At 58.1% G+C, this 20177-nt stretch carries 24 protein-coding genes; 5 read left to right on the top strand and 19 right to left on the bottom strand.

Annotated elements, in window-relative coordinates; translation table 11 throughout:
- Positions 1-23: 23 nt before the first annotated feature.
- The gene (pdxH, locus tag QMX93_RS08940; RefSeq protein WP_282354775.1) at positions 24-671 is read left to right on the top strand and encodes a pyridoxamine 5'-phosphate oxidase; all 648 of its coding nucleotides are present in this window, start codon (positions 24-26) and stop codon (positions 669-671) included.
- Positions 672-676: 5 nt separating this feature from the next.
- On the opposite strand, the gene QMX93_RS08935 is transcribed toward pdxH, so the two are convergent.
- Positions 677-913: a hypothetical protein gene (locus QMX93_RS08935; protein WP_282354773.1), complete on the bottom strand. Its 237-nt coding sequence runs from the start codon at positions 911-913 to the stop codon at positions 677-679.
- Between the two features lie 177 nt (positions 914-1090).
- On the opposite strand from QMX93_RS08935, the gene QMX93_RS08930 reads away from it, so the two are divergent.
- Positions 1091-1555 carry a glycine zipper 2TM domain-containing protein gene (locus QMX93_RS08930; protein WP_007918566.1) on the top strand — a complete coding sequence of 155 codons (465 nt, stop codon included), beginning with the start codon at positions 1091-1093 and terminating at the stop codon, positions 1553-1555.
- A 63-nt stretch (positions 1556-1618) separates the two neighbouring features.
- Here the strand turns inward: QMX93_RS08930 and QMX93_RS08925 are convergent, their stop codons facing one another.
- The 6 genes from QMX93_RS08925 to nhaA form a co-directional block, all read right to left on the bottom strand.
- Positions 1619-1876 carry a hypothetical protein gene (locus tag QMX93_RS08925; protein ID WP_150651391.1) on the bottom strand — a complete coding sequence of 86 codons (258 nt, stop codon included), beginning with the start codon at positions 1874-1876 and terminating at the stop codon, positions 1619-1621.
- Complete coding sequence (locus QMX93_RS08920) at positions 1873-2103, bottom strand: hypothetical protein (protein WP_282354762.1); 231 nt, start codon at positions 2101-2103, stop codon at positions 1873-1875. Before QMX93_RS08920 ends, QMX93_RS08925 begins: the two co-directional genes overlap by 4 nt.
- Complete coding sequence (locus tag QMX93_RS08915) at positions 2100-3287, bottom strand: colicin E3/pyocin S6 family cytotoxin (protein ID WP_282354759.1); 1188 nt, start codon at positions 3285-3287, stop codon at positions 2100-2102. Before QMX93_RS08915 ends, QMX93_RS08920 begins: the two co-directional genes overlap by 4 nt.
- A gap of 185 nt (positions 3288-3472) precedes the next feature.
- Positions 3473-4213 (bottom strand): zeta toxin family protein, encoded by a 741-nt coding sequence (locus QMX93_RS08910; RefSeq protein ID WP_282354755.1) that lies wholly within the window; start codon positions 4211-4213, stop codon positions 3473-3475.
- On the bottom strand, positions 4210-4479 hold the full coding sequence (locus QMX93_RS08905) for a hypothetical protein (protein ID WP_282354752.1): 270 nt from the start codon (positions 4477-4479) through the stop codon (positions 4210-4212). Before QMX93_RS08905 ends, QMX93_RS08910 begins: the two co-directional genes overlap by 4 nt.
- Before the next feature lie 124 nt (positions 4480-4603).
- Positions 4604-5791 (bottom strand): Na+/H+ antiporter NhaA, encoded by a 1188-nt coding sequence (nhaA, locus tag QMX93_RS08900; protein WP_159815724.1) that lies wholly within the window; start codon positions 5789-5791, stop codon positions 4604-4606.
- A 251-nt stretch (positions 5792-6042) separates the two neighbouring features.
- Here nhaA and QMX93_RS08895 point away from each other — a divergent pair, with 251 nt between their 5' ends.
- Positions 6043-7137, top strand: coding sequence for a PLP-dependent cysteine synthase family protein (locus QMX93_RS08895; protein WP_282354749.1), 1095 nt, complete (start codon positions 6043-6045; stop codon positions 7135-7137).
- Between the two features lie 118 nt (positions 7138-7255).
- Here the strand turns inward: QMX93_RS08895 and QMX93_RS08890 are convergent, their stop codons facing one another.
- From QMX93_RS08890 to QMX93_RS08880, 3 genes are all read right to left on the bottom strand, one after another.
- The gene (locus QMX93_RS08890; protein WP_282354746.1) at positions 7256-8869 is read right to left on the bottom strand and encodes an NAD(P)/FAD-dependent oxidoreductase; all 1614 of its coding nucleotides are present in this window, start codon (positions 8867-8869) and stop codon (positions 7256-7258) included.
- Between the two features lie 97 nt (positions 8870-8966).
- Entirely contained in the window at positions 8967-9620 is a 654-nt protein-coding gene (locus QMX93_RS08885; RefSeq protein WP_159815827.1) for a hypothetical protein, read from the bottom strand.
- Positions 9621-9792: 172 nt separating this feature from the next.
- Positions 9793-10392: a short chain dehydrogenase gene (locus QMX93_RS08880; protein WP_282354736.1), complete on the bottom strand. Its 600-nt coding sequence runs from the start codon at positions 10390-10392 to the stop codon at positions 9793-9795.
- A gap of 104 nt (positions 10393-10496) precedes the next feature.
- Between QMX93_RS08880 and QMX93_RS08875 the strand changes: the two genes are divergently transcribed.
- Positions 10497-11411: a LysR family transcriptional regulator gene (locus QMX93_RS08875; protein ID WP_282354731.1), complete on the top strand. Its 915-nt coding sequence runs from the start codon at positions 10497-10499 to the stop codon at positions 11409-11411.
- A 101-nt stretch (positions 11412-11512) separates the two neighbouring features.
- Here the strand turns inward: QMX93_RS08875 and QMX93_RS08870 are convergent, their stop codons facing one another.
- The 9 genes from QMX93_RS08870 to QMX93_RS08830 form a co-directional block, all read right to left on the bottom strand.
- Positions 11513-11989 carry a DoxX family protein gene (locus QMX93_RS08870; protein ID WP_282354728.1) on the bottom strand — a complete coding sequence of 159 codons (477 nt, stop codon included), beginning with the start codon at positions 11987-11989 and terminating at the stop codon, positions 11513-11515.
- Positions 11986-12744, bottom strand: coding sequence for a DNA-binding domain-containing protein (locus QMX93_RS08865; RefSeq protein WP_282354726.1), 759 nt, complete (start codon positions 12742-12744; stop codon positions 11986-11988). Before QMX93_RS08865 ends, QMX93_RS08870 begins: the two co-directional genes overlap by 4 nt.
- Positions 12741-13628, bottom strand: a complete 888-nt coding sequence (locus QMX93_RS08860) for a DUF692 domain-containing protein (RefSeq protein ID WP_282354724.1) — start codon at positions 13626-13628, stop codon at positions 12741-12743. Before QMX93_RS08860 ends, QMX93_RS08865 begins: the two co-directional genes overlap by 4 nt.
- A gap of 25 nt (positions 13629-13653) precedes the next feature.
- Positions 13654-13956: a DUF2282 domain-containing protein gene (locus QMX93_RS08855; protein WP_053117837.1), complete on the bottom strand. Its 303-nt coding sequence runs from the start codon at positions 13954-13956 to the stop codon at positions 13654-13656.
- A 282-nt stretch (positions 13957-14238) separates the two neighbouring features.
- On the bottom strand, positions 14239-14940 hold the full coding sequence (locus QMX93_RS08850; protein WP_008082262.1) for an ABC transporter ATP-binding protein: 702 nt from the start codon (positions 14938-14940) through the stop codon (positions 14239-14241).
- Positions 14941-15708 carry a high-affinity branched-chain amino acid ABC transporter ATP-binding protein LivG gene (gene livG / locus QMX93_RS08845; RefSeq protein ID WP_034154995.1) on the bottom strand — a complete coding sequence of 256 codons (768 nt, stop codon included), beginning with the start codon at positions 15706-15708 and terminating at the stop codon, positions 14941-14943.
- A complete protein-coding gene (locus QMX93_RS08840) occupies positions 15705-16961 on the bottom strand; it encodes a high-affinity branched-chain amino acid ABC transporter permease LivM (RefSeq protein ID WP_008082257.1) in 1257 nt (418 codons plus the stop codon). Before QMX93_RS08840 ends, livG begins: the two co-directional genes overlap by 4 nt.
- Entirely contained in the window at positions 16958-17881 is a 924-nt protein-coding gene (gene livH / locus QMX93_RS08835; protein ID WP_008082254.1) for a high-affinity branched-chain amino acid ABC transporter permease LivH, read from the bottom strand. The genes QMX93_RS08840 and livH overlap by 4 nt, the downstream gene beginning before the upstream one ends.
- Before the next feature lie 230 nt (positions 17882-18111).
- Positions 18112-19239 carry a branched-chain amino acid ABC transporter substrate-binding protein gene (locus QMX93_RS08830; RefSeq protein WP_282354704.1) on the bottom strand — a complete coding sequence of 376 codons (1128 nt, stop codon included), beginning with the start codon at positions 19237-19239 and terminating at the stop codon, positions 18112-18114.
- A gap of 352 nt (positions 19240-19591) precedes the next feature.
- On the opposite strand from QMX93_RS08830, the gene QMX93_RS08825 reads away from it, so the two are divergent.
- Entirely contained in the window at positions 19592-19912 is a 321-nt protein-coding gene (locus QMX93_RS08825) for a DUF2288 domain-containing protein (RefSeq protein ID WP_282354702.1), read from the top strand.
- Positions 19913-20177: the final 265 nt, after the last annotated feature.

The following is a 20177-nucleotide window of genomic DNA, read 5'->3' as shown; positions in this document are numbered from 1 at the left end:
TTCGCTAACGAAAGGAATGCGCCATGACCCAGGCTCTGGCAGATATGCGTCGTGATTACACCCGGGATGGTTTGTCCGAGGCGCAAGCCCCGGCCGAGCCGTTTGCGCTGTTCCACCAGTGGTTCGCCGACGCGGTGAAAACCGAGCAGGCACCGGTGGAAGCCAACGCCATGACCCTGGCCACGGTTGATGCGGACGGTCGTCCGCATTGCCGCATTCTGCTGCTCAAGGGCCTGGACGCGCAGGGCTTTACCTTCTTCACCAATTACGAAAGTGCCAAGGGCCAGCATCTGGCGGCGAATCCGTTTGCCGCCATGACGTTCTTCTGGCCAACCCTAGAGCGCCAGGTGCGCATCGAAGGGCGCGTCGTGAAGGTCACGCCGGAAGAATCCGATGCGTATTATCAAGTGCGTCCGCTGGGCAGTCGTCTCGGTGCCTGGGCGTCGCCGCAAAGCCGGGTGATCAACGGCCGTGGTGAACTGGAAGACTTGCTCAAAGCGACTGAACTACGTTTCTCCGACAGCCAGCCAGATTGCCCGCAACACTGGGGCGGTTACCGCTTGCTGCCTGAGCGCATCGAATTCTGGCAGGGCCGTCCGAGCCGTCTGCACGATCGCCTCAACTACCGTCTGCAGACCGGCCAATGGTCTGTTGAACGTCTGGCACCTTAAGCAGTCTACCGAGCGAGATAGTTTGTCGCAGCGGCATTGAGCCACTGCGGCAGATCGCGGCGCTTGATCTTCTGCGCCCGAGCGCTCGCCAGTTGCTCGAGCATGTAGGCGCGTTTACCTTCATCCTTGCCGGCCATCGACAGCGCCAGGTCGCGATCCATCCAGCGTTTGATCCGCACGTACAGCCACCCGTGGAAGTACAGCCCGGCGAGCGTGGTGACGACTATGATGAAGTAATCCATGAAAATCCTTGGGGGCGGTGGCGCAGGATCCGTAATTTGGCGCTACTGTAGGGCTCTAGAAGGAAACGTGCAGGCGTCTGTACCTCGCCTGAATGAAAGCAAATTTGTCCGGGCTGCGCCGTGACAGGCGTCAAGCAGCGGAGTTTAATGAATATATGTTCTTTTGGAGTTGATGCTATGCGTAAGTCTGTTCTGCTGGTTGCTTCCTTTTCCACGATGGCGATGTTGCTTACCGGCTGCCAATCGAGCCTGACCGGTGACTCCTACTCCCGTGACGAAGCGCGTCGCGTGCAGACGATTCGCATGGGCACCATCGAATCCCTGCGCCCGGTCAAAATCGAAGGCACCAAAACCCCGATCGGCGGCCTCGCCGGTGCAGCAGTCGGCGGCGTCGGCGGCAGTGCCATCGGCGGCGGCAAAGGCAGCATCGTTGCAGCGGTCATCGGTGCGGTGGCGGGTGGTTTGATTGGTTCGGCCACGGAAGAAGGTTTGACCCGTACTCAGGGTGTGGAAATCACCGTACGTGAAGACGACGGCAGCATGCGCGCCTACGTGCAGCAGGTTCAGGAGAACGAAGTGTTCCGTGTTGGCGAGCGGGTACGGATTTCGACTGTCGGCGGGACGAGCCGCGTTTCGCACTAAGCGATAGCGAGTTGTTGAAGAAAGCCCCGATCAGGTGACTGGTCGGGGTTTTTTATAGGAAATTTACTCGCTTCCATGACAACCCATTTGAAAATTGTACTTAGAGTCGTAGAAAGCTCGACCGATTAAAGCTTCCAATTGCTTTATCTGCTCTTGGTCTAGGTCATAACCAAAGATTTCGTCTTCGGGGTTGACCCAATGCATGATTATTCTGAGCCGCTCAATGTTTCCATCGGGAACGGGGATCTCGAAAACCAACCGATCTGTGCGTTTATTAAATGCCTCGACGGTGTGATTGAGCTTGAAATTGCCGTAAGTCATTCGATGCACACCAACTGAACTATGTGAGTTGCGTCCAAGAGCTTTTCTCCAGTCCAGTCCTCCAAAACTTTGATCTGCTCTTCGTCTAAATCAGAGCCATCGAACTCATCTTCAGGTTCTTGCCAGTTCATCAGCGCCTTCAATGCTTCCTTGTGATGCGCCGCGATCTCTACGGTAAGGAGCAAATCCTCAGTCGTTCGATCGAATACCTCTATGACATGCTTCATTTTTCTACTCTCCTTGTGGAATCGGCAGTCTTTGTTTGTTTCCCTGTTTTCGGGTCGTATTCTCCAAGATGTTTTCCTTGCTTGGTGTACATCTCAACCTTGCCATGCTGAGAGTCCCATTCATAAATTTTCCCCGATGCATCTTTCCAACGTCTTCGCTTTTTTCCTCCACCGCGAACGGAGGTTTTCAGTGGTGCAGGTTTTGCGTCTGGATAGGCCGGCAGCGAAGCAGGGGCGGGGTGGTATTTGAAATCGTTTGGAACGTTTAAGACTATATATACCGGTCTAACACCCGAATTAGCCGGAAAAACCAAAATGAAATCCCGGTACTCCGGCGGATAAACCGGATTAACCAGAATCCCGTCCGCCGCTTTCGTCGGTGGATACACCCAGATATGCGGCGCTTGCGGTGCAGCCTCCAGCGCCGGAATACCGAGAATGTCGGAGCCATCCACAGCAGGCGTCCAGATCAGTTCGACGTCTTCACCCAGATCCGCAATGAACTGGCTGCCGCGCGCGGTGAACTGCACGACATCAACCATTTCCCAATCACGATTCTTGCCGGTGTAGAAACCGTAACCTTTCAGACTGCCTTCGGCCTGTTGTTCGATTCTCAGCCGAACACGAGTTCGCGCCTGCTCAAGTCCGCGCAACTGCTCGTCGGTATACAGCGCACTGTCGCCAAGACTCGATGGCATGAACAGCGCGACCAAACCCACCAAAGGCGCAACGGCCGCACTGGATACCACTGCGGGCAGGGCTTCAAACACCGAACCCGCCAACGCCAGACTGCCAAACCCGGCCGGAATGGCGGTTGCACCGATTTTCTTGAGCGGGACGCCGCCGCTATCATCAGCCTCACGCGCGCCCAGCAAAATCAGCTCACCGTAGTCCTTCAGACTGTCAGTCGACACCATCCCCGAAGGATTGGTGTAGTCGATGATCGCGTCCGGCAATTTGCAGGACTTGGCGAATACGCAGCCGGCCCGAACGACATCGTCCTTTTTCGCCGCCACTTCCCGACCACGCTCGAAAGCCTCCTGCCGGGCCAGCATGGCGTCGTAAGCATTTTGTCTGGCGTCGCGGTCAGCCAGTTCACTGGCCGTCATGTAGCGGTAGGTGACGTGATGCCCGTCGCCTTGCGGAGGGTTGGAAACCCGGGGAATGTCCTTGTTGCCAGCCACTGATCGTCCTTTCGTTCATCCATCGACAGCCCCTCGCAAGGGACTGGGCAACGTTAACGAAGCGGGAAATTTGTGGCTGTAGGACGCGTCTCTAAAGACGTGGGGATTAGTCGCTGTGTATCAGTGAGGTACTGATCTGAAGAGGTTTAGAGCCATGAGTCCACAGAGAAGCCTGTTCTACCGACCTAAAGTAGTTTGTCGAGCACGAACTCTTTGAACCAAGGTGGTTGGGTGTCTGATTTGATTTCAATCAGCTCGCCATCAGTGATCTCTGCTATTTGCGTCAAGCCTTCACTACCTTCATCCGAGTTATCGAATATATAGGCCCGGTTTGAGGTCAGGATAGCTTCAGACAAAAGCTCAAGAGAGCGCCAGTATCGCGCTTCTATTTTTTCGGGAGGAACGCTGTGTCCGCCTTGGGACACACGATAGGCAACCCTGGCAATGTTGATCTGAGGATCAGCGGTAGCGACGTAGTAAACGTAAACCCGGTAGCCAGACTGATGGGCTTCGGCGAGCAGGCTGACTTTGTCTGAGGAGGACATGACTGTTTCGAACGTGAAACTGATGCGTTCCTTGATCAGAGACCTACGTATGAAGTCGGAGAGGGCGGATGCGACGTAGGAGTCGATTTCCGTATTGAAGAAGCTTAGGCGTTCGCCATCAATCGTAAGGGTATCGAGCTTTGCTAACGAACGAGGGGACTTCTTGAGTAGGGCATGCTCACGGAAGAAGTCGAAAATGCCTTCCTTGTGAGCCTCGATGCGGTAGGAGGTGAAATCAAAATAACCTGTATCTTTGATTGCCCGTTCTATGTCATCAGGATTTATGTAGTTTCCCAGCAAATGCGCGGGAACCAGTCGATTGAAAGTACTTTTTCCTGAGCCGTTCGGGCCTGCAAATATCCGTATTCTGGGTGTGCTCAAGAAGTGACCTGTTTTGAGGATTTGTTAATGTGCAGGCGAGTGCCGCTTTTCAGATTTCCATAGGTACCGATTGAGCGCAGTGCAACGGAAGTCTTCTCAGTCACTTCAAACAACTGGCCGTCTTTAGCGACGAGCACCACTGCGCCATTGGCGAGCGCCATCCTATAGGCGTTGTTGAAGGCCTTCAGAGCGATATCTGGAATCCGCGATTCCTGGACGGAAATCTGATCGTCCGTCATTGGGCGTTTTTCTGCTTTACGTGACATGGATGACTCCAGACAGTCGCTGCTGAAAAGGTGCTGCGGCAACGAAAGATATAGCACACTTGCAAGGTTTAGAGCCAAGCCCCTCTATAAGAGAGGGGCTCTGATTTTTGTAGAAAGATGTATCTCAGGCGTTTTGTAAGGTGTTCTTTCGACTCGCCGCCGCCGTCACCGCATAACCAATCAGCGCCGCTAGAATCGAGCCGGTCAGAATGCCCATTCGATCCATCCCGGCGTAGTCGCTCACGCCCGGTTCAAAGGCCAGCGAACCAACGAACAGGCTCATGGTGAAGCCGATCCCGCAGAGGATCGCCACGCCCATGACCTGGCCCCAGTTGGCGCCTTGCGGCAGGGCGGCGATGCCGACTTTGACTGCTAGCCAGGTGAGGCCGAAGACGCCGACGGTTTTACCGAGCAGCAGGCCGACCGCAATGCCCATCGGCACGTCGTGGGTGAAGCTTTCGACGGTGACGCCGCTCAGCGACAGGCCGGCGTTGGCGAAGGCGAACAGCGGCAGGATGCCGTAGGCGACCCACGGATGTAGCGCATGTTCGAGGGTCAGCAGTGGCGACGGCTCGGCGTTTTTCGTGCGCAGCGGGATGCAGAAGGCCAGGGTCACGCCGGCCAGCGTCGCGTGGACACCGCTTTTGAGCACGCAGACCCAGAGGATCAGCCCGATGATCATGTACGGCCCGAGCTTGACCACCCCGAGTCGGTTCATCGCCACCAGCGACGCAATGCACGCGGCCGCGAGGCCCAACGACAGAGTCGACAGTTCGCCAGAGTAGAAGATCGCGATGATGACGATGGCGCCGAGGTCATCGATGATCGCCAACGTCATCAGGAAAAGCTTTAACGATACCGGTACACGCTTGCCGAGCAGGGCCAGTACGCCGAGGGCGAAGGCGATGTCGGTGGCGGTCGGAATAGCCCAGCCGCTGAGGGCCGCAGGGTTGTCGCGGTTGAGGAACCAGTAGATCAGCGCCGGCACCAGCATGCCGCCGATGGCTGCGGCGCCGGGCAGGACGATTTGCGACGGCTTCGACAGCTGACCGTCGAGTACCTCGCGTTTCACCTCCAGGCCGATGAGCAGGAAGAACATCGCCATCAGGCCATCGTTGATCCACAGCAGCAGGGGTTTAGCGATTTTCAACGCACCGATCTGCGCCACCACGGGGGTGTCGAGCAGGCCGGTGTACAGCCACGACAGTGGCGAGTTGTTGATAATCAGAGCCAGGATGGCCGCGGCGATCAATAACAGACCGCTGGCAGCTTCCAACTGAAAGAAACGCGTGAAAGTGCTACGCAGAGGCAAGGTCGCTCTCCATCGAATCGTCAAAAAGGTGGAACACCCTAACCCGTACTGTTAGTTGTTAAAACAAAAGTTATATTCTTTTTTGTTATATGTCGTTACAGGCTGTCTGGCTCAAGCCACGGTGAGCCTAGCAGTTGCCTGACATATTGAGACTCAGCTGTATCTGTGCGGAATATAGGATTAATCCTAATCTGACGTACGAACCTTTTCAGGAGGCCAATCTCCTGCCCGATTCAACGAGAACACAGACCATGAGCGACAACCGACAGTGGGCCCGCGAAGCCATCCGCATCATCGAAGCGGACTTCCAGCGCAGCGCCGACACCCATCTGATCCCCTTGCCGCTGCCGGGTTTTCCGGGCATCGAGCTGTACTTCAAGGATGAATCCAGTCATCCGACCGGCAGCCTCAAACATCGCCTGGCCCGTTCGCTGTTCCTTTATGCGCTGTGTAACGGCTGGCTCAAACCCGGCGCGCCGGTGATTGAAGCGTCGAGCGGTTCGACGGCGATTTCCGAAGCGTATTTCGCGCGGATGCTCGGTTTGCCGTTTATTGCAGTGATGCCGGCGACCACCTCGAAAGAAAAAATCGCCCAGATCGAGTTCTATGGCGGCAAAAGCCATCTGGTAAAAGATCCGACGCAGATTTACGCTGAATCCGAGCGTCTGGCCCGTGAACACGATGGTCACTTCATCGACCAGTTCACCTACGCCGAGCGCGCCACCGACTGGCGCGCGAACAACAACATCGCTGAATCGATCTTCCAGCAGATGCGTTTCGAGACGCACCCGGAACCGAGCTGGCTGATTTCCAGCCCCGGCACCGGCGGCACCACCGCGACCCTTGGTCGTTACGTGCGCTATCGCCAGCATTGCACTCGCGTCTTGTGCGCCGACGCCGAGCGTTCGGTGTTCTTCGATTACTACCAGACTGGCGACGCGACTTTGCGTCTGGATTGCGGCTCGCGGATTGAAGGCATTGGCCGGCCGCGGGTGGAAGCGTCGTTCCTGCCGAAGGTGATCGATGCGATGGTCAAAGTGCCGGACGCCTTGTCGCTGGCGGCCATGCATTATCTGGCGCAGCGTCTGGGCCGGCATGTCGGTGGGTCGAGCGGCACCAATCTGATCGGCGCGTTGATGGCGGCGCAGCAGATGAAAGCGGCGGGGGAGTCGGGGTCGATCGTGGCGATTCTGTGCGATGGCGGCGAGCGGTATGCCGACACGTATTACGATCAGGATTGGCTGACGGCGCAGGGGTATGAGTTGAGTGGGTTGATTGAGGCGGTGGCGGCGAGTGCCGAGCGCGGTGAACCGCTGCCGACTTCAGTGCTACGTGCCAATATCTGACACAGCCCCTGTAGGAGCAAGGCTTGCCCGCGAAGGCGACAGATCAGTCAACTCAATGTTGAATCTTAATCCGTCTTCGCGGGCAAGCCTTGCTCCTACAAGGTTTTGTGTCAGTCAGTCAGTCAGTCAGGCCGAGGATGTCGCGTGCCACGGCCTCGGCAATCCGAATCCCGTCCACACCCGCCGACAGAATCCCGCCCGCATAACCCGCGCCTTCACCCGCCGGGAACAAGCCCTTCACGTTCATGCTCTGCAGCGTTTCGTTACGCGTAATGCGCAGCGGCGACGAGGTGCGTGTCTCGATCCCGGTCAACACCGCATCGTGCAGCGAGTAACCGCGAATCTGCTTCTCGAACGCCGGCAAGGCTTCACGAATCGCTTCAATCGCGAATTCCGGCAATGCCAGGGACAGATCGCCCATCGCCACGCCCGGTTTGTACGACGGCTCGACTTCGCCCAGTTCGGTCGAAGGAATGTCGTTGATGAAGTCGCCAACCAGTTGCGCCGGCGCCTTGTAATCGCTGCCGCCAAGGATGAACGCGTGGGATTCCAGGCGTTCCTGCAACTCGATCCCGGCCAGCGGGCCGCCCGGATAATCGACTTCCGGGGTGATGCCGACGACGATGCCGGAGTTGGCGTTGCGCTCGTTACGCGAGTACTGGCTCATGCCGTTGGTGACCACGCGGTTCGGCTCGGAAGTCGCCGCGACCACGGTGCCGCCCGGGCACATGCAGAAGCTGTAGACCGAACGGCCGTTCTTGGCGTGGTGCACCAGTTTGTAGTCGGCGGCACCGAGTTTCGGGTGGCCGGCGTACTTGCCCAGACGCGCGCGGTCAATCAGCGATTGCGGGTGTTCGATACGGAAACCCACCGAGAACGGTTTGGCTTCCATGAACACGCCACGGCTGTGCAGCATGCGGAACGTATCGCGGGCGCTGTGGCCGAGGGCCAGAACCACGTGTTTGGAATGCAGGGTTTCGCCGCTGGCCAGTTCGACGCCGACCAGTTGGCCGTCTTCGATCAGCACGTCGGTGACGCGTTCCTGGAAGCGCACTTCGCCGCCCAGTTCGCGGATCTGCTCGCGCATGTTTTCAACCATGCCGGTCAGACGGAACGTACCGATGTGCGGCTTGCTGACGTAGAGAATTTCTTCCGGCGCGCCGGCCTTGACGAACTCGTGCAGGACTTTGCGGCCAAGGAACTTCGGATCCTTGATCTGGCTGTACAGCTTGCCGTCGGAGAACGTGCCCGCGCCGCCTTCGCCGAACTGCACGTTGGACTCGGGATTGAGTACGCTTTTACGCCACAGGCCCCAAGTGTCCTTGGTGCGCTGACGGACTTCGGTGCCGCGTTCGAGGACGATCGGCTTGAAGCCCATTTGCGCCAGCAGCAGGCCGGCGAAGATGCCGCACGGGCCGAAACCGACAACGATCGGGCGCTGGCTCAGGTCGCTTGGCGCTTCGCCGACGAATTTGTAGCTGACATCCGGCGCCACGTTGACGTTACGGTCGTCGGCGAACTTGCCCAACACGTTGGCCTCGTCGCGCACTTCGAGGTCGATGGTGTAGATAAAGCACAGTTCGGAGGACTTTTTGCGCGCGTCGTAGCTGCGCTTGAACAAGGTGAAATCGAGCAAATCATCGCTGGCGATGCCCAGGCGCTGCACGATGGCAGGGCGCAGGTCTTCTTCGGGATGGTCGATTGGCAGCTTGAGTTCAGTGATTCGTAACATGGCGAGGATCCGGGTTCGCGGGGCGCACAACTGCGCCAAGGCGTTTGAAGGCCGCGATTATAAGCCGCAAAGGCCGGATCCGGTGAGGCTAAAACGCTCAGTCGTTGCGCGATCCGCCGAAATACCCGCAACCGCGCTGCACCTTGCCGTCGATACGCAACTCGGCGCTCATGTGCTGCACGCTGCCGGTGTTGCTGTCGATGCAGCGCTGCGGCGCGACCCACAATTCAATGCGCTGGTTGTTGGCTTCGCTGCTGAGATTGAAGCGACCGTCGCCCAATTGATCTTCAATGTATGGCACGGCGAGTGGCGGCTGGCCTTCACGGTCGATGACCATACCTTTGCCGCTGACCTTGACGTTCCACTCCGGGCCATGGCCGGCGGCACGCAGGATCAGCAGTTTGAAATTCGGATCATCACACGCGGTGCCGGAGCGCTCGACGCGATACAGCTGAGTCAGATCGAGGCGATCGCCGGAGACTTTGCCGCGAACATCGGCGAACAGCTTGCCTTGCTCGTCGGCGAGGGTGGCGGCTTCTTGCAGCACGCTGGTGCCGCCGATGTCGTTGACCACCAGTTGGCGCTGATCCTGACACGGCTGGAACACCAGTTTGCCGTCAGCGGCGGTCAGTTGCCCCTGCATCCGCGTTTGCCCGACGTGCGAGGCACTTTCACGCGGGCCATCGAACAACTGGCACGCCGCAAACAACGGCAGCAGGGCAACAAGGACTAACGAACGGGCAACACGCATCTTCGGCTCTCCAGACAAGTGTCGCCACGTTACGCAGCCTGTCAGTCAAATGCAAAAGATCGCAGCCTGCGGCAACTCCTACACCGAGTTACGCCGCCCGCCGACAAAATGCAAAACATCGCAACCCCGACACTCTCCTGTAGAAGCTGCCGAAGGCTGCGATCTCTTGATCTTACCACACATGAAACGTCTGCCCGGTCTGTAGCCCTTCAACACTCTTGGCGTAGGCCAACGCCACATCCGCCGCAGGAACCGGCTTGTAGCCACGGAAGTACGGCGCATATTTGCCCATCGCTTCCAGCAACACCGTCGGGCTGATCGAGTTAACGCGCAGGCCACGCGGCAACTCAGTGGCCGCTGCCCGCACAAAGCTGTCCAGCGCACCGTTGACCAGCGCTGCCGACGCACCGCTGCGAATCGGATCGTGGCTGAGTACGCCAGTAGTGAAGGTGAACGAGGCGCCATCGTTGGCGAATTCGCGGCCGATCAGCAGCAAATTCACTTGGCCCATCAACTTGTCCTTGAGGCCGAGGGCGAAGCTGTCTTCGCTCATCTCGCCCAGCGGGGCGAAGGTGACGTTGCCAGCGGCGCAGACCAGTGCGTCGAATTTGCCGGTCTGCTCGAACAGCTTGCGGATCGACGTGCTGTCACTGATATCCACATGGAAATCACCGCTGGTGCGGCCGATACGAATCACTTCGTGGCGTTGCGACAGTTCTTTGTCCACGGCCGAACCGATGGTGCCGCCGGCGCCTATCAACAGAATCTTCATCGAGCTGTACCTCAAGTGTGTGAACGAGGTTTCAGTCTAGAGTGGTTTTTTCTGTGGATAAGCGCACTAATAGGCAACCTTTGGTTTTCAAATGGAAACAATCCATGAGCGAAATGGATGATCTGGCGGCGTTCGCCGTGTTGATCGAAGCCGGCAGTTTCACCTTGGCGGCGCAGCAATTGGGCTGCAGCAAGGGGCAGTTGTCCAAACGCATCAGTCAGCTCGAAGCGCAGTTTTCCGTGGTGTTGCTACAACGCACCACTCGACGCCTGAGCCTGACGGCGGCGGGCGCTGCGTTATTGCCGCAGGCGCAGGCGCTTGTAGTCCAGGTCGAAAAAGCCCGTCAGGCATTGGCGCGGTTGAAGGACGACATGGCCGGCCCGGTGCGTATGACGGTTCCGGTGTCGTTGGGGGAAACGTTTTTCGATGGATTGTTGCTGGAGTTTTCGCATCAGTATCCCGAGGTGCAGATCGAGCTGGAGCTGAACAACAGCTACCGCGATCTGTCCCGCGATGGCTTTGACCTGGCGATCCGTTCAGAAGTGGCCAATGACGAACGACTGGTGGCCAAGCCGTTGCTGGCCTGGCAGGAAATGACCTGTGCGAGTCCCGCTTATCTGGATCGATTCGGCGAACCGGCGACACCACAGGCGCTGGCCGAGCACCGTTGCCTGCTCAACAGCCACTACAGCGGCCGCGAAGAATGGCTGTATCACCAACAGCACGAATTGTTGCGAGTACGCGTGTCCGGGCCGTTTGCCAGCAATCACTACAACTTGCTGAAAAAAGCCGCGCTCAGCGGCGCCGGTATTGCGCGATTGCCTTCCTATCTGTTGCAAGCGGAATTGGCTGACGGCCGATTGCGTTGGCTCCTGCGCGATTATCAGACGCGGCGCATGCCGATGTACCTGGTGCATCCGTATCAGGGCGGTTTGCCCAAGCGCACGCAAGTGCTGGCGGACTATCTGATTGGCTGGTTCAAACGCAGCGGCGAGGCGCTGGATCGACTCCAGCGTTAACGGTGATCCCCTGTAGGAGCTGCCGAAGGCTGCGATCTTTTGATCTTTCTTTTCAAGAGCAAAAGATCGCAGCCTTCGGCAGCTCGTACAGGGATTTTTGTTTAGCGGGAAAAACGGCGGGCGATCAGGTGATCGATCGACAACTTGCCCGGCCCGGTCGCCATCAGATACAGCAACACCGCCGCCCACGTACCGTGAGTCGGGTAAGCATCCGGGTACACAAACAGCTGAATGGTAATCGTCATCCCCAGCAACGCCATGGCCGAAAAGCGCGTAGCAAACCCAACCAGAATCAGCACCGGAAAGAAGTGCTCAGCAAACGCGGCCATGTGTGCGGCGATCTCCGGCGACAGTAGCGGCACGTGATATTCGCTGGTGAACAACGGAATAGTCGAATCAGCGAGACGCGGCCAGCCAAGCTGAAAGGTGCCGTCGATGAGGTCGATCGCCAGCCCCTCGATCTTGGTCTGCCCGGACTTCCAGAACACCGCTGCAATCGCGAAGCGCGCAATGAAAGCGATCAGGCTCTGGGGGATTCTCTCGAGCAGCGCAATGGCGCGAGTGATCAGGTTGTTCATGGCGTTACCTTATTGTTCAAGTGGGTGATGACGTTGCGCGCGATCAGCAAGGCCAGGGTCTGGCTGAGATCGAATTCAGGGCTGTTTTCGGCAGCTGCCAGCAGCGGCTGGCCGTTGATCAAATGGCGGATAAACACGCTGGCGCCATAATCGATGGCGAACACCTCAACCTCCAGACCGTTGCGCAGGATCAGCGCGTGCTGGCCCTGATGGATCTCGATGCCTTCAAGTGACGGTTGTTGCTGATGTGCAGCCCAGATCGCAACCACGGCATAAGCCGAATGGAGGAGGTGCAGGGAGGGATGAAGCGTGAAGCACAGATCGCTCAAGCCTTGCGGGGCGGCGAGTGCTGCGGTGATCTGTTCTGGCCGTACGGGGTCGGCGTCGGCGGCGTGATAGGCCTGCGTGCGCAGATGCTCAAGGCGCGCGACATCGGCCAGATAAGGCACGCTCGATGCCGGTTCGAAGGCGTCGATAAAATCCGCAAACGCTTCGCCATAGCGACTCATCAACGGACTCTGCGGCGGCTGCTGTTGTACGAAAGTGGCCGCCATGGCGCGGAAAAATTCCTCGCCGACCAGTTGCGCAACCACCGGATAACCGTCCGCCAGTGCGTTGATCAACGAGCTCTGCACATTGTTGCGGTACACCGCGAAACGACTGGCGGGATCGGCGCCGTTGCTGCTGCACAAACCGGCAGGGCAGGGCAGACGCACATCGAGCAGCGCGGCGCTGAATTCGCTTTGCGTGCTCATGGCCGACTCCCGGCGCACAGCAGCATTTCGTCTGCCTGCTGCGCTTCGGCCAGCAAGGTGTTGAATGAGGGCACCTGATTGTCCCGTTCGATCAAGGTTGCCATCGGACCGATACGATCCAGCGTCTGCCAATACAAGGCCCAAACGGCTTGATCGATCGGCGCGCCATGATCGTCAATCAGCAAACGATCACCCAGGTTGTCAGAATCTTCGGCAAACCCGGCCAGATGAATCTCGCCAACCGCGTGCAGTGGCAGCGCATCGAGATACGCCAATGGATCACGGTGATGATTTACGCACGACACATAGACATTGTTGACGTCGAGCAGCAGCCCACAGCCGCTGCGACGGATCACTTCATGGATGAAGTCAGGCTCGTCGTACGTTGAATGCTGAAACGCCAGATACGTTGCCGGGTTTTCCAGCAGCATTGGCCGTTTAAGAGTGTTTTGCACCTGATCGATGTGCGCGCAGACGCGGTTCAGCGTCGGCTCGTCGTAGGCCAGGGGCAGCAGGTCATTGAGGAACACTGGGCCGTGGCTCGACCAGGCCAGATGTTCGGAAAAGGAGTGTGGTTGATAGCGCTCAATCAGCTCGGCCAGACGTTGCAGGTGCTGAGTATCCAACGGCCCTTCGCTGCCGATGGACAAACCGACGCCATGCAGCGACAGCGGATACTGTTCGCGAATCAAACCGAGAAAGTGATGAAACGGGCCGCCGGCCACCATGTAGTTTTCGGCGTGAACTTCGAAGAAACCGATGTCCGGTCGGGTGTCGAGCACTTCACGAAAGTGCCCGGTCTTGAGCCCCAGCCCGGCACGGGGCGGGAGCCCGGTGAGGGCTGCCTGAGTGCGGGGGAGGGCAGGGTCGTCAGGTGTGAACATGATCGTCACTCAGGCAGGCCGTGAATCAGGACTTCGCTTTGAAAGCTTCCATCTGGCCGAAGCCGGTCGGCGAGGTTTTGCTTTCAGTCTTGGCGCAGGTGCCTTTAGGGACGAGCTTCCAGGCGTTGGCCTGGTAGTCGGTTTTCGCGGTGCCAGCGCAGGTGGTGCCGGCGCCTGCAGCGCAATCGTTCTTGCCTTTCATGGCCACGCCGAAGCATTTTTCCATGTCATCGGCCGCGTGGGCGGTAGAAACGGCAGCGATGCTCAGCGCAGAGCCGAGGGCCAGAACCAGCGCGGTAGCGGACAGGGTGCGGGTGGTAGCAGTCATGGTGTTTCTCCAGTTTCGGTCAGGGTTTTTACAAGCGTTTTTGCGCTTGCTTAACCCTCTAGAGAAAGGTCATGGCGATGCGTTACAGCGGGGCTTAAATCTTTTTGAAATCCACGGTAAACGCTCTTTCTGTAGGAGCAAAGCTTGCTCGCGATAGCGGTAGGTCAGGGATGAGGTTGATACTGACACTCCGCCTTCGCGAGCAAGCTTTGCTCCTACAGGAGATATATTTCAGGCATAAAAAAAACGGCCCGAAGGCCGTTTTTTTGTTGGGCGAATGCATCAACCGCCGAGGTACGCCTCGCGTACTTTCGGGTCGGTCAGCAGCGCTTCACCGGTGCCTTGCATGACCACACGGCCGTTCTCCAGAACGTACGCGCGGTCAGCGATTTTCAGCGCCTGGTTGGCGTTTTGCTCGACCAAGAATACCGTCACACCGTCCTTGCGCAGCATTTCGATGATGTCGAAAATCTGCTGGATGATGATCGGTGCCAGGCCCAGCGACGGCTCGTCGAGCAGCAGCAGTTTCGGCTTGCTCATCAGCGCACGGCCGATGGCGAGCATTTGCTGTTCGCCGCCGGACATGGTGCCGCCGCGCTGGTTGAAGCGTTCTTTCAGGCGTGGGAAAAGTCCGAGAACCTTGTCCATCTGTTCCTGATAGTCGCCCTTGTCGGTGAAGAAGCCGCCCATCGAGAGGTTTTCTTCAACGGTCAGACGGGCAAACACCCGACGACCTTCCGGCACCACCGCGATGCTTTTGCGCATGATCTGCGACGAGTCCTGGCCGACCAGTTCCTCACCCATGTAACGGATGCTGCCACTGTGCGCTTGCGGCGAACCGCACAGCGTCATCAGCAGCGTGGACTTGCCGGCACCGTTGGCGCCGATCAGGGTCACGATCTCGCCCTGACGGACTTCGACGTTGACGCTGTGCAGGGCCTGGATCTTGCCGTAGAAGGTGGAAACGTTTTCGAACTGCAGCATTTACGCTTCCCCCAGATAGGCTTTGATCACTTCAGGATTGTCGCGGATCTGTTCCGGCGTGCCGTCGGCCAGAGGCGTGCCCTGGTTGATCACGACGATGTGGTCGGAAATGCTCATGACCAGTTTCATGTCGTGTTCGATCAACAGCACGGTGACGTTGTGCTCCTCACGCAGCACGCTGATCAGCGCCTTGAGGTCTTCGGTTTCCTTCGGGTTCAGGCCGGCGGCCGGTTCGTCGAGCATGAGGATCCGCGGACGGGTCATCATGCAGCGAGCGATTTCCAGACGCCGTTGCTGACCGTAGGCCAAGGTGCCGGCGGTACGGTTGGCGAACTCTTTCAGGTTGACCTTTTCCAGCCAGTACTCGGCAAATTCCATGGCCTCGCGCTCGCTTTTGCGGAACGACGGGGTCTTGAACAGGCCGGCCAGAAAGTTCGTGTTCAGGTGACGGTGCTGGGCGATCAACAGGTTCTCGACCGCCGTCATGTCCTTGAACAAGCGCACGTTCTGGAAGGTGCGCACCACGCCTTTGAGGGCGATCTTGTGGCCCGGCAGGCCTTGAATCGGCTCGCCGTCGAGCAGGATGCTGCCACCGGTGGGCTGATAGAAACCGGTCAGGCAGTTGAACACGGTGGTCTTGCCCGCGCCGTTCGGCCCGATCAAGGCAACCACTTGTTTCTCTTTGACGGTCAGGGCCACGCCGTTGACCGCCAGCAAGCCGCCGAAGCGCATGCTCAGGTTCTCAACTTTTAAGATCTCGCGGCTCATTTTCGCAACTCCATGTGTGGGCGTTGCATCGGCAGCAGACCTTGTGGACGCCAGATCATCATCAACACCATCAGCGCACCGAACATCAACATGCGGTATTCGCTGAACTCACGCATCATTTCCGGCAACAGGATCATTACCACGGCAGCCAGGATCACACCCAGCTGCGAGCCCATACCACCCAGCACGACAATGGCGAGGATGATTGCCGACTCGATGAAGGTGAACGATTCCGGGGTCACCAGACCCTGACGGGCGGCGAAGAAGCTACCGGCGAAACCGGCGAACGCAGCGCCAAGGGTGAACGCCGACAGCTTGATGATCGTCGGATTCAGACCCAAAGCACGGCAGGCGATCTCGTCTTCACGCAGCGCTTCCCACGCTCGGCCGATCGGCATGCGCAGCAAACGGTTGATAACGAACAGCGCCGCCAGCGCCAGCACCAGGGCAACCAGGTAGAGAAAAATCACCTTGTTGATCGAGTTGTATTGCAGGCCGAAATACTCGTGGAAGGTTTGCATCCCTTCCGCAGCCTTGCGTTCAAAGGTCAGGCCGAAGAACGTCGGTTTCTCGATGTTGCTGATGCCGTTCGGACCGCCAGTGATGTCGGTCAGGTTACGCAGGAACAGACGGATGATCTCACCGAAGCCGAGGGTCACGATCGCCAGATAGTCACCGCGCAGACGCAACACCGGGAAGCCCAGCAGGAAGCCGAACGTCGCCGCCATCAGGCCGGCAATCGGCAGGCAGATCCAGAAGCTCAAGCCGTAGTAGTGCGACAGCAGCGCGTAGCTGTAGGCGCCGACGGCGTAGAAGCCGACGTAACCGAGGTCGAGCAGACCGGCCAGACCGACGACGATGTTCAGGCCGAGGCCGAGCATCACGTAGATCAGGATTAGCGTTGCGATGTCCACCGCGCCACGCGAACCGAAGAACGGCCACACCAGTGCACCGATGATCAGCGCAATGATGAAGTAGCGTTGCGTAGTCGGCAGGGTCAGGAAGTTGCTGGCCTTGGCCGGGATCAGCGGCATACCCGGCGAGGATTTCCACGCCTTGCTGATCTGCTGGTTGAACAGCACCCGCAGGAACATCAGCACCGAACAGATGGCGATGGTCGCCAGAATCATCGGACTGGTGTTATGCACTTCGAGGTTGATGCCGACGATGGTCAGTTTCAGTCCGAGTACCGGGTAGGCCACAGCCCACACCAGCAAGGCACTGAACAGTGCCTGTTTAAGATTCCTAGTCATACTTTCTCAACCTCCGGACGGCCCAGAATGCCGGTCGGACGGAACAACAGCACCAGAACCAACAAGCCGAAAGCCACGACGTCCTTGTATTGGTCGCCGAAGATATCGGCGCCAAACGCTTCCGCCACCCCAAGCACCAACCCGCCGAGCATGGCGCCGGGGATGCTGCCGATGCCGCCGAGTACTGCTGCGGTGAAGGCTTTGAGGCCGACGAGGAAACCGGCGTTCGGGTTGATCACGCCATATTGCATGCTCAGCAGCACGGCCGCGATGGCCGCCAGCGCAGCACCAATGACGAAGGTCAGGGCGATGATGTTGTTGGTGTTGATGCCGAGCAGGTTGGCCATCTTGATGTCTTCGGCGCAGGCGCGGCAGGCGCGACCCAGGCGAGAACGGGAGATGAACAGCGTCAGGCCGAGCATGGCGATCAGCGTCACCACGAACACCACGATTTGCATGTAGGAAATCAGCACTTCATGTGCGCCACCTGGCCCGAAGGAAATGTTCCCGGGGATCAGGTTGGGGATGGATTTGTCCTTGGAGTCTTGCGCCAGCAGAACCGTGTTCTGCAGGAAGATCGACATACCGATGGCGGAAATCAGCGGGATCAGACGGTTGCTGCCGCGCAGGGGGCGGTAGGCGATCCGTTCGATGCTGTAACCGTAGGAACTGGTGACAACGATGCTCGCAATGAAGGCCGCGGTCATCAACAGCGGGACGTTGTCGATTCCCATCATGGCCAGCCCGGCGATGGCGATGAACGCCACGTAGGAACCGATCATGTACACCTCGCCGTGGGCGAAGTTGATCATTCCAATGATGCCGTAAACCATCGTATAGCCGATGGCAATCAGGGCATACGTGCTGCCAATGGTCAGACCATTAACCAGCTGCTGGAAGAAGTGATAGAGGTCAGGCATTACAACGCTCCTAAAAACCTGATACGCATTTCACTGGTGGAGTCATTTTCCCGCCCGGCCCCGTGGATCTATATCCACTTCGAATCCGGGTTTTGCCAGCGAACCGCTGATGACGGTTTTGAGATTTTCAGGTGGGGAGACTGGCGGATCACGCCAGCGCGGCCCATACATTCGTAAAACAAAGCCCACGGCACGCCGTGGGCTTTATTGGCAGTCAGTCAGGCAGCGCCTTACTGAGGGGCTACTTCAGTTTTTGGTTTGCCGAAGTGCCACTCGTAAACCACAAATTTGAAGTCCTTCAGGTCGCCCTTGGCGTCGAAGCTCAGGTCGCCAGTCGGGGTTTTGAAGGTGCCAGCGTGAATGGCTTCAGCCACTTTGGCCGGGTCTTCGCTCTTGGCAGCGGTGATACCGCCGGCAATCACTTCAACAGCCGAGTAGGAAGGGAACACGAACGGACCGCTCGGATCTTCTTTTTTCGCTTTGAATGCATCAGCCAGGGCGATGTTGGCCGGATCCTGATCGAAGGATTTCGGCAGGGTTACCAGCAGACCTTCGGAAGCGTCTTTGGCGATCTGCGAAATCGAGTCGTTACCCACGCCTTCCGGACCCATGAACTTGGCTTTCAGGCCTTTTTCAGCCGATTGACGCAGGATCAGGCCCAGCTCCGGGTGGTAGCCGCCGTAGTAAACGAAGTCGACGTTGGCTTGCTTGAGCTTGGCGATGATCGAGGAGAAGTCCTTGTCGCCGGCGTTGACGCCTTCGAACACGGCAACTTTCACGCCTTTCTTCTCAAGGGTCGATTTGACGGCGGTGGCGATGCCTTCACCGTATTGCTGCTTGTCGTGCAGCACAGCAACGATTTTCGGTTTGACGTGATCGGCAATGTAGTTACCGGCGGCAGGGCCCTGGGCGCTGTCCAGACCGATGGTACGGAAGACCATTTTGTAACCACGGGCGGTGATGTCCGGGCTGGTGGCGGCCGGGGTGATCATGATCACGCCTTCGTCTTCGTAGATGTCCGAAGCCGGTTGAGTGGAGCTGGAGCACAGGTGACCGACCACGAACTTGACGCCGTCGTTGACGACCTTGTTCGCTACCGCTACTGCTTGTTTCGGATCGCAGGCATCGTCGTATTCAACGGCTTCGAGTTTCTTGCCGTCGACGCCGCCCTTGGCGTTGATTTGCTCGATGGCCATTTTCGCGCCACTGAACTGCATGTCGCCGTATTGGGCTACTGGACCGGTCTTAGGGCCGGCGATACCGATTTTGATGGTGTCAGCTGCGAACGAATGGCTGGCAACCCCGGCCAGAACCATAGCGGCAAACAGTTTGGAAATCTGCTTAGTAGCCTTAGTCATAGTGCTCCACTCTTACTGTTGTATTTTTTTTGAGTTCTGGCGCCGTAGCAGCAGAACCGGGTCAGATATCTTTGCGATACCCTCCGGAAATGCCCCCGGCAACTGTACCGGTACAGTGTAGAGCGCCGGTTGTTAGCCTGGGAAGCGGGCGCCGAGGGGCAAAACCTGAGGGTGTCGCTTTTTTGAATGAAAAAGACAGAATTGCGGCGGGGCGTTCGTGGGGTTATGCCCCAATCAGCAGCATTCCTTGGCTTTCCTGCTCTTTTCGTTCGGTACAGCCTTTTGCAACCGGGTTTTGCTGACGGATCACCGACGTTATTATTCGCGTCGATTTCTTTTCCGGACAGTTCCCATGAATCAAGAACCTAGCACCCTCTATGCCAAGCTGCTTGGTGAAACCGCATCTATTACCTGGAAAGAGTTGGAGCCGTTCTTCGCCAAGGGCGCCCTATTGTGGGTCGACCCTGACCTGGATTTGATCGCCGCCGCCGAGGCCGTGGCGTCGGATGATGGCGAGAAAGTCGCCGCCTGGCTGGCCGAAGACAAAGTCGCCAAGCTGTCTGAAACGCGGGCGCTGGATCTTTTCGAACGCGATCCGCAACTGTGGGCAGTGGTGGTTTCGCCGTGGATTCTGATCCAGGAAAGGGCGGTCGCTGCGGACGTTGCACCTTGATGGTGCGTCCACTGGTCGGCGAAAAGTGTGTAGCGGAGTAGCGTGATGGCACGTTGCCGTGAAGAAAGGCCACAAGCGAGGGTGGCATCACGGTGACGTAAACGTAACGGGAACAGTTTAATAAGCAGCCTAACGGCTGCTTAATTGTTTCTGGATATTGGAAAGGCAAAATCTTCAGTGACTGTGCCGGCCCCTTCGCGAGCAGGCTCGCTCCCACAGGGGGAATGCATTCCAAATGTGGGAGCGAGCCTGCTCGCGAATGGGG

This window comes from Pseudomonas sp. PS01303 (assembly GCF_029959385.1).
GTDB lineage: Bacteria > Pseudomonadota > Gammaproteobacteria > Pseudomonadales > Pseudomonadaceae > Aquipseudomonas > Aquipseudomonas rustica.
The sequence above is the reverse complement of the archived record's forward strand: the minus strand, read 5'-3'. Positions and strand labels throughout refer to the sequence as shown.

Coding starts and splice junctions, on each gene's coding strand:
- QMX93_RS08840 (WP_008082257.1), bottom strand. CDS start 16,961: ATGACTAGGAATCTTAAACAGGCACTGTTCAGTGCCTTGCTGGTGTGG.
- QMX93_RS08880 (WP_282354736.1), bottom strand. CDS start 10,392: ATGAAGATTCTGTTGATAGGCGCCGGCGGCACCATCGGTTCGGCCGTG.
- QMX93_RS08935 (WP_282354773.1), bottom strand. CDS start 913: ATGGATTACTTCATCATAGTCGTCACCACGCTCGCCGGGCTGTACTTC.
- QMX93_RS08925 (WP_150651391.1), bottom strand. CDS start 1,876: ATGACTTACGGCAATTTCAAGCTCAATCACACCGTCGAGGCATTTAAT.
- QMX93_RS08825 (WP_282354702.1), top strand. CDS start 19,592: ATGAATCAAGAACCTAGCACCCTCTATGCCAAGCTGCTTGGTGAAACC.
- QMX93_RS08875 (WP_282354731.1), top strand. CDS start 10,497: ATGAGCGAAATGGATGATCTGGCGGCGTTCGCCGTGTTGATCGAAGCC.
- QMX93_RS08860 (WP_282354724.1), bottom strand. CDS start 13,628: ATGTTCACACCTGACGACCCTGCCCTCCCCCGCACTCAGGCAGCCCTC.
- QMX93_RS08865 (WP_282354726.1), bottom strand. CDS start 12,744: ATGAGCACGCAAAGCGAATTCAGCGCCGCGCTGCTCGATGTGCGTCTG.
- QMX93_RS08930 (WP_007918566.1), top strand. CDS start 1,091: ATGCGTAAGTCTGTTCTGCTGGTTGCTTCCTTTTCCACGATGGCGATG.
- livG (WP_034154995.1), bottom strand. CDS start 15,708: ATGAGCCGCGAGATCTTAAAAGTTGAGAACCTGAGCATGCGCTTCGGC.
- QMX93_RS08890 (WP_282354746.1), bottom strand. CDS start 8,869: ATGTTACGAATCACTGAACTCAAGCTGCCAATCGACCATCCCGAAGAA.
- pdxH (WP_282354775.1), top strand. CDS start 24: ATGACCCAGGCTCTGGCAGATATGCGTCGTGATTACACCCGGGATGGT.
- QMX93_RS08905 (WP_282354752.1), bottom strand. CDS start 4,479: ATGTCACGTAAAGCAGAAAAACGCCCAATGACGGACGATCAGATTTCC.
- QMX93_RS08855 (WP_053117837.1), bottom strand. CDS start 13,956: ATGACTGCTACCACCCGCACCCTGTCCGCTACCGCGCTGGTTCTGGCC.
- QMX93_RS08870 (WP_282354728.1), bottom strand. CDS start 11,989: ATGAACAACCTGATCACTCGCGCCATTGCGCTGCTCGAGAGAATCCCC.
- livH (WP_008082254.1), bottom strand. CDS start 17,881: ATGCCTGACCTCTATCACTTCTTCCAGCAGCTGGTTAATGGTCTGACC.
- QMX93_RS08885 (WP_159815827.1), bottom strand. CDS start 9,620: ATGCGTGTTGCCCGTTCGTTAGTCCTTGTTGCCCTGCTGCCGTTGTTT.
- QMX93_RS08895 (WP_282354749.1), top strand. CDS start 6,043: ATGAGCGACAACCGACAGTGGGCCCGCGAAGCCATCCGCATCATCGAA.
- QMX93_RS08920 (WP_282354762.1), bottom strand. CDS start 2,103: ATGAAGCATGTCATAGAGGTATTCGATCGAACGACTGAGGATTTGCTC.
- QMX93_RS08830 (WP_282354704.1), bottom strand. CDS start 19,239: ATGACTAAGGCTACTAAGCAGATTTCCAAACTGTTTGCCGCTATGGTT.
- QMX93_RS08850 (WP_008082262.1), bottom strand. CDS start 14,940: ATGCTGCAGTTCGAAAACGTTTCCACCTTCTACGGCAAGATCCAGGCC.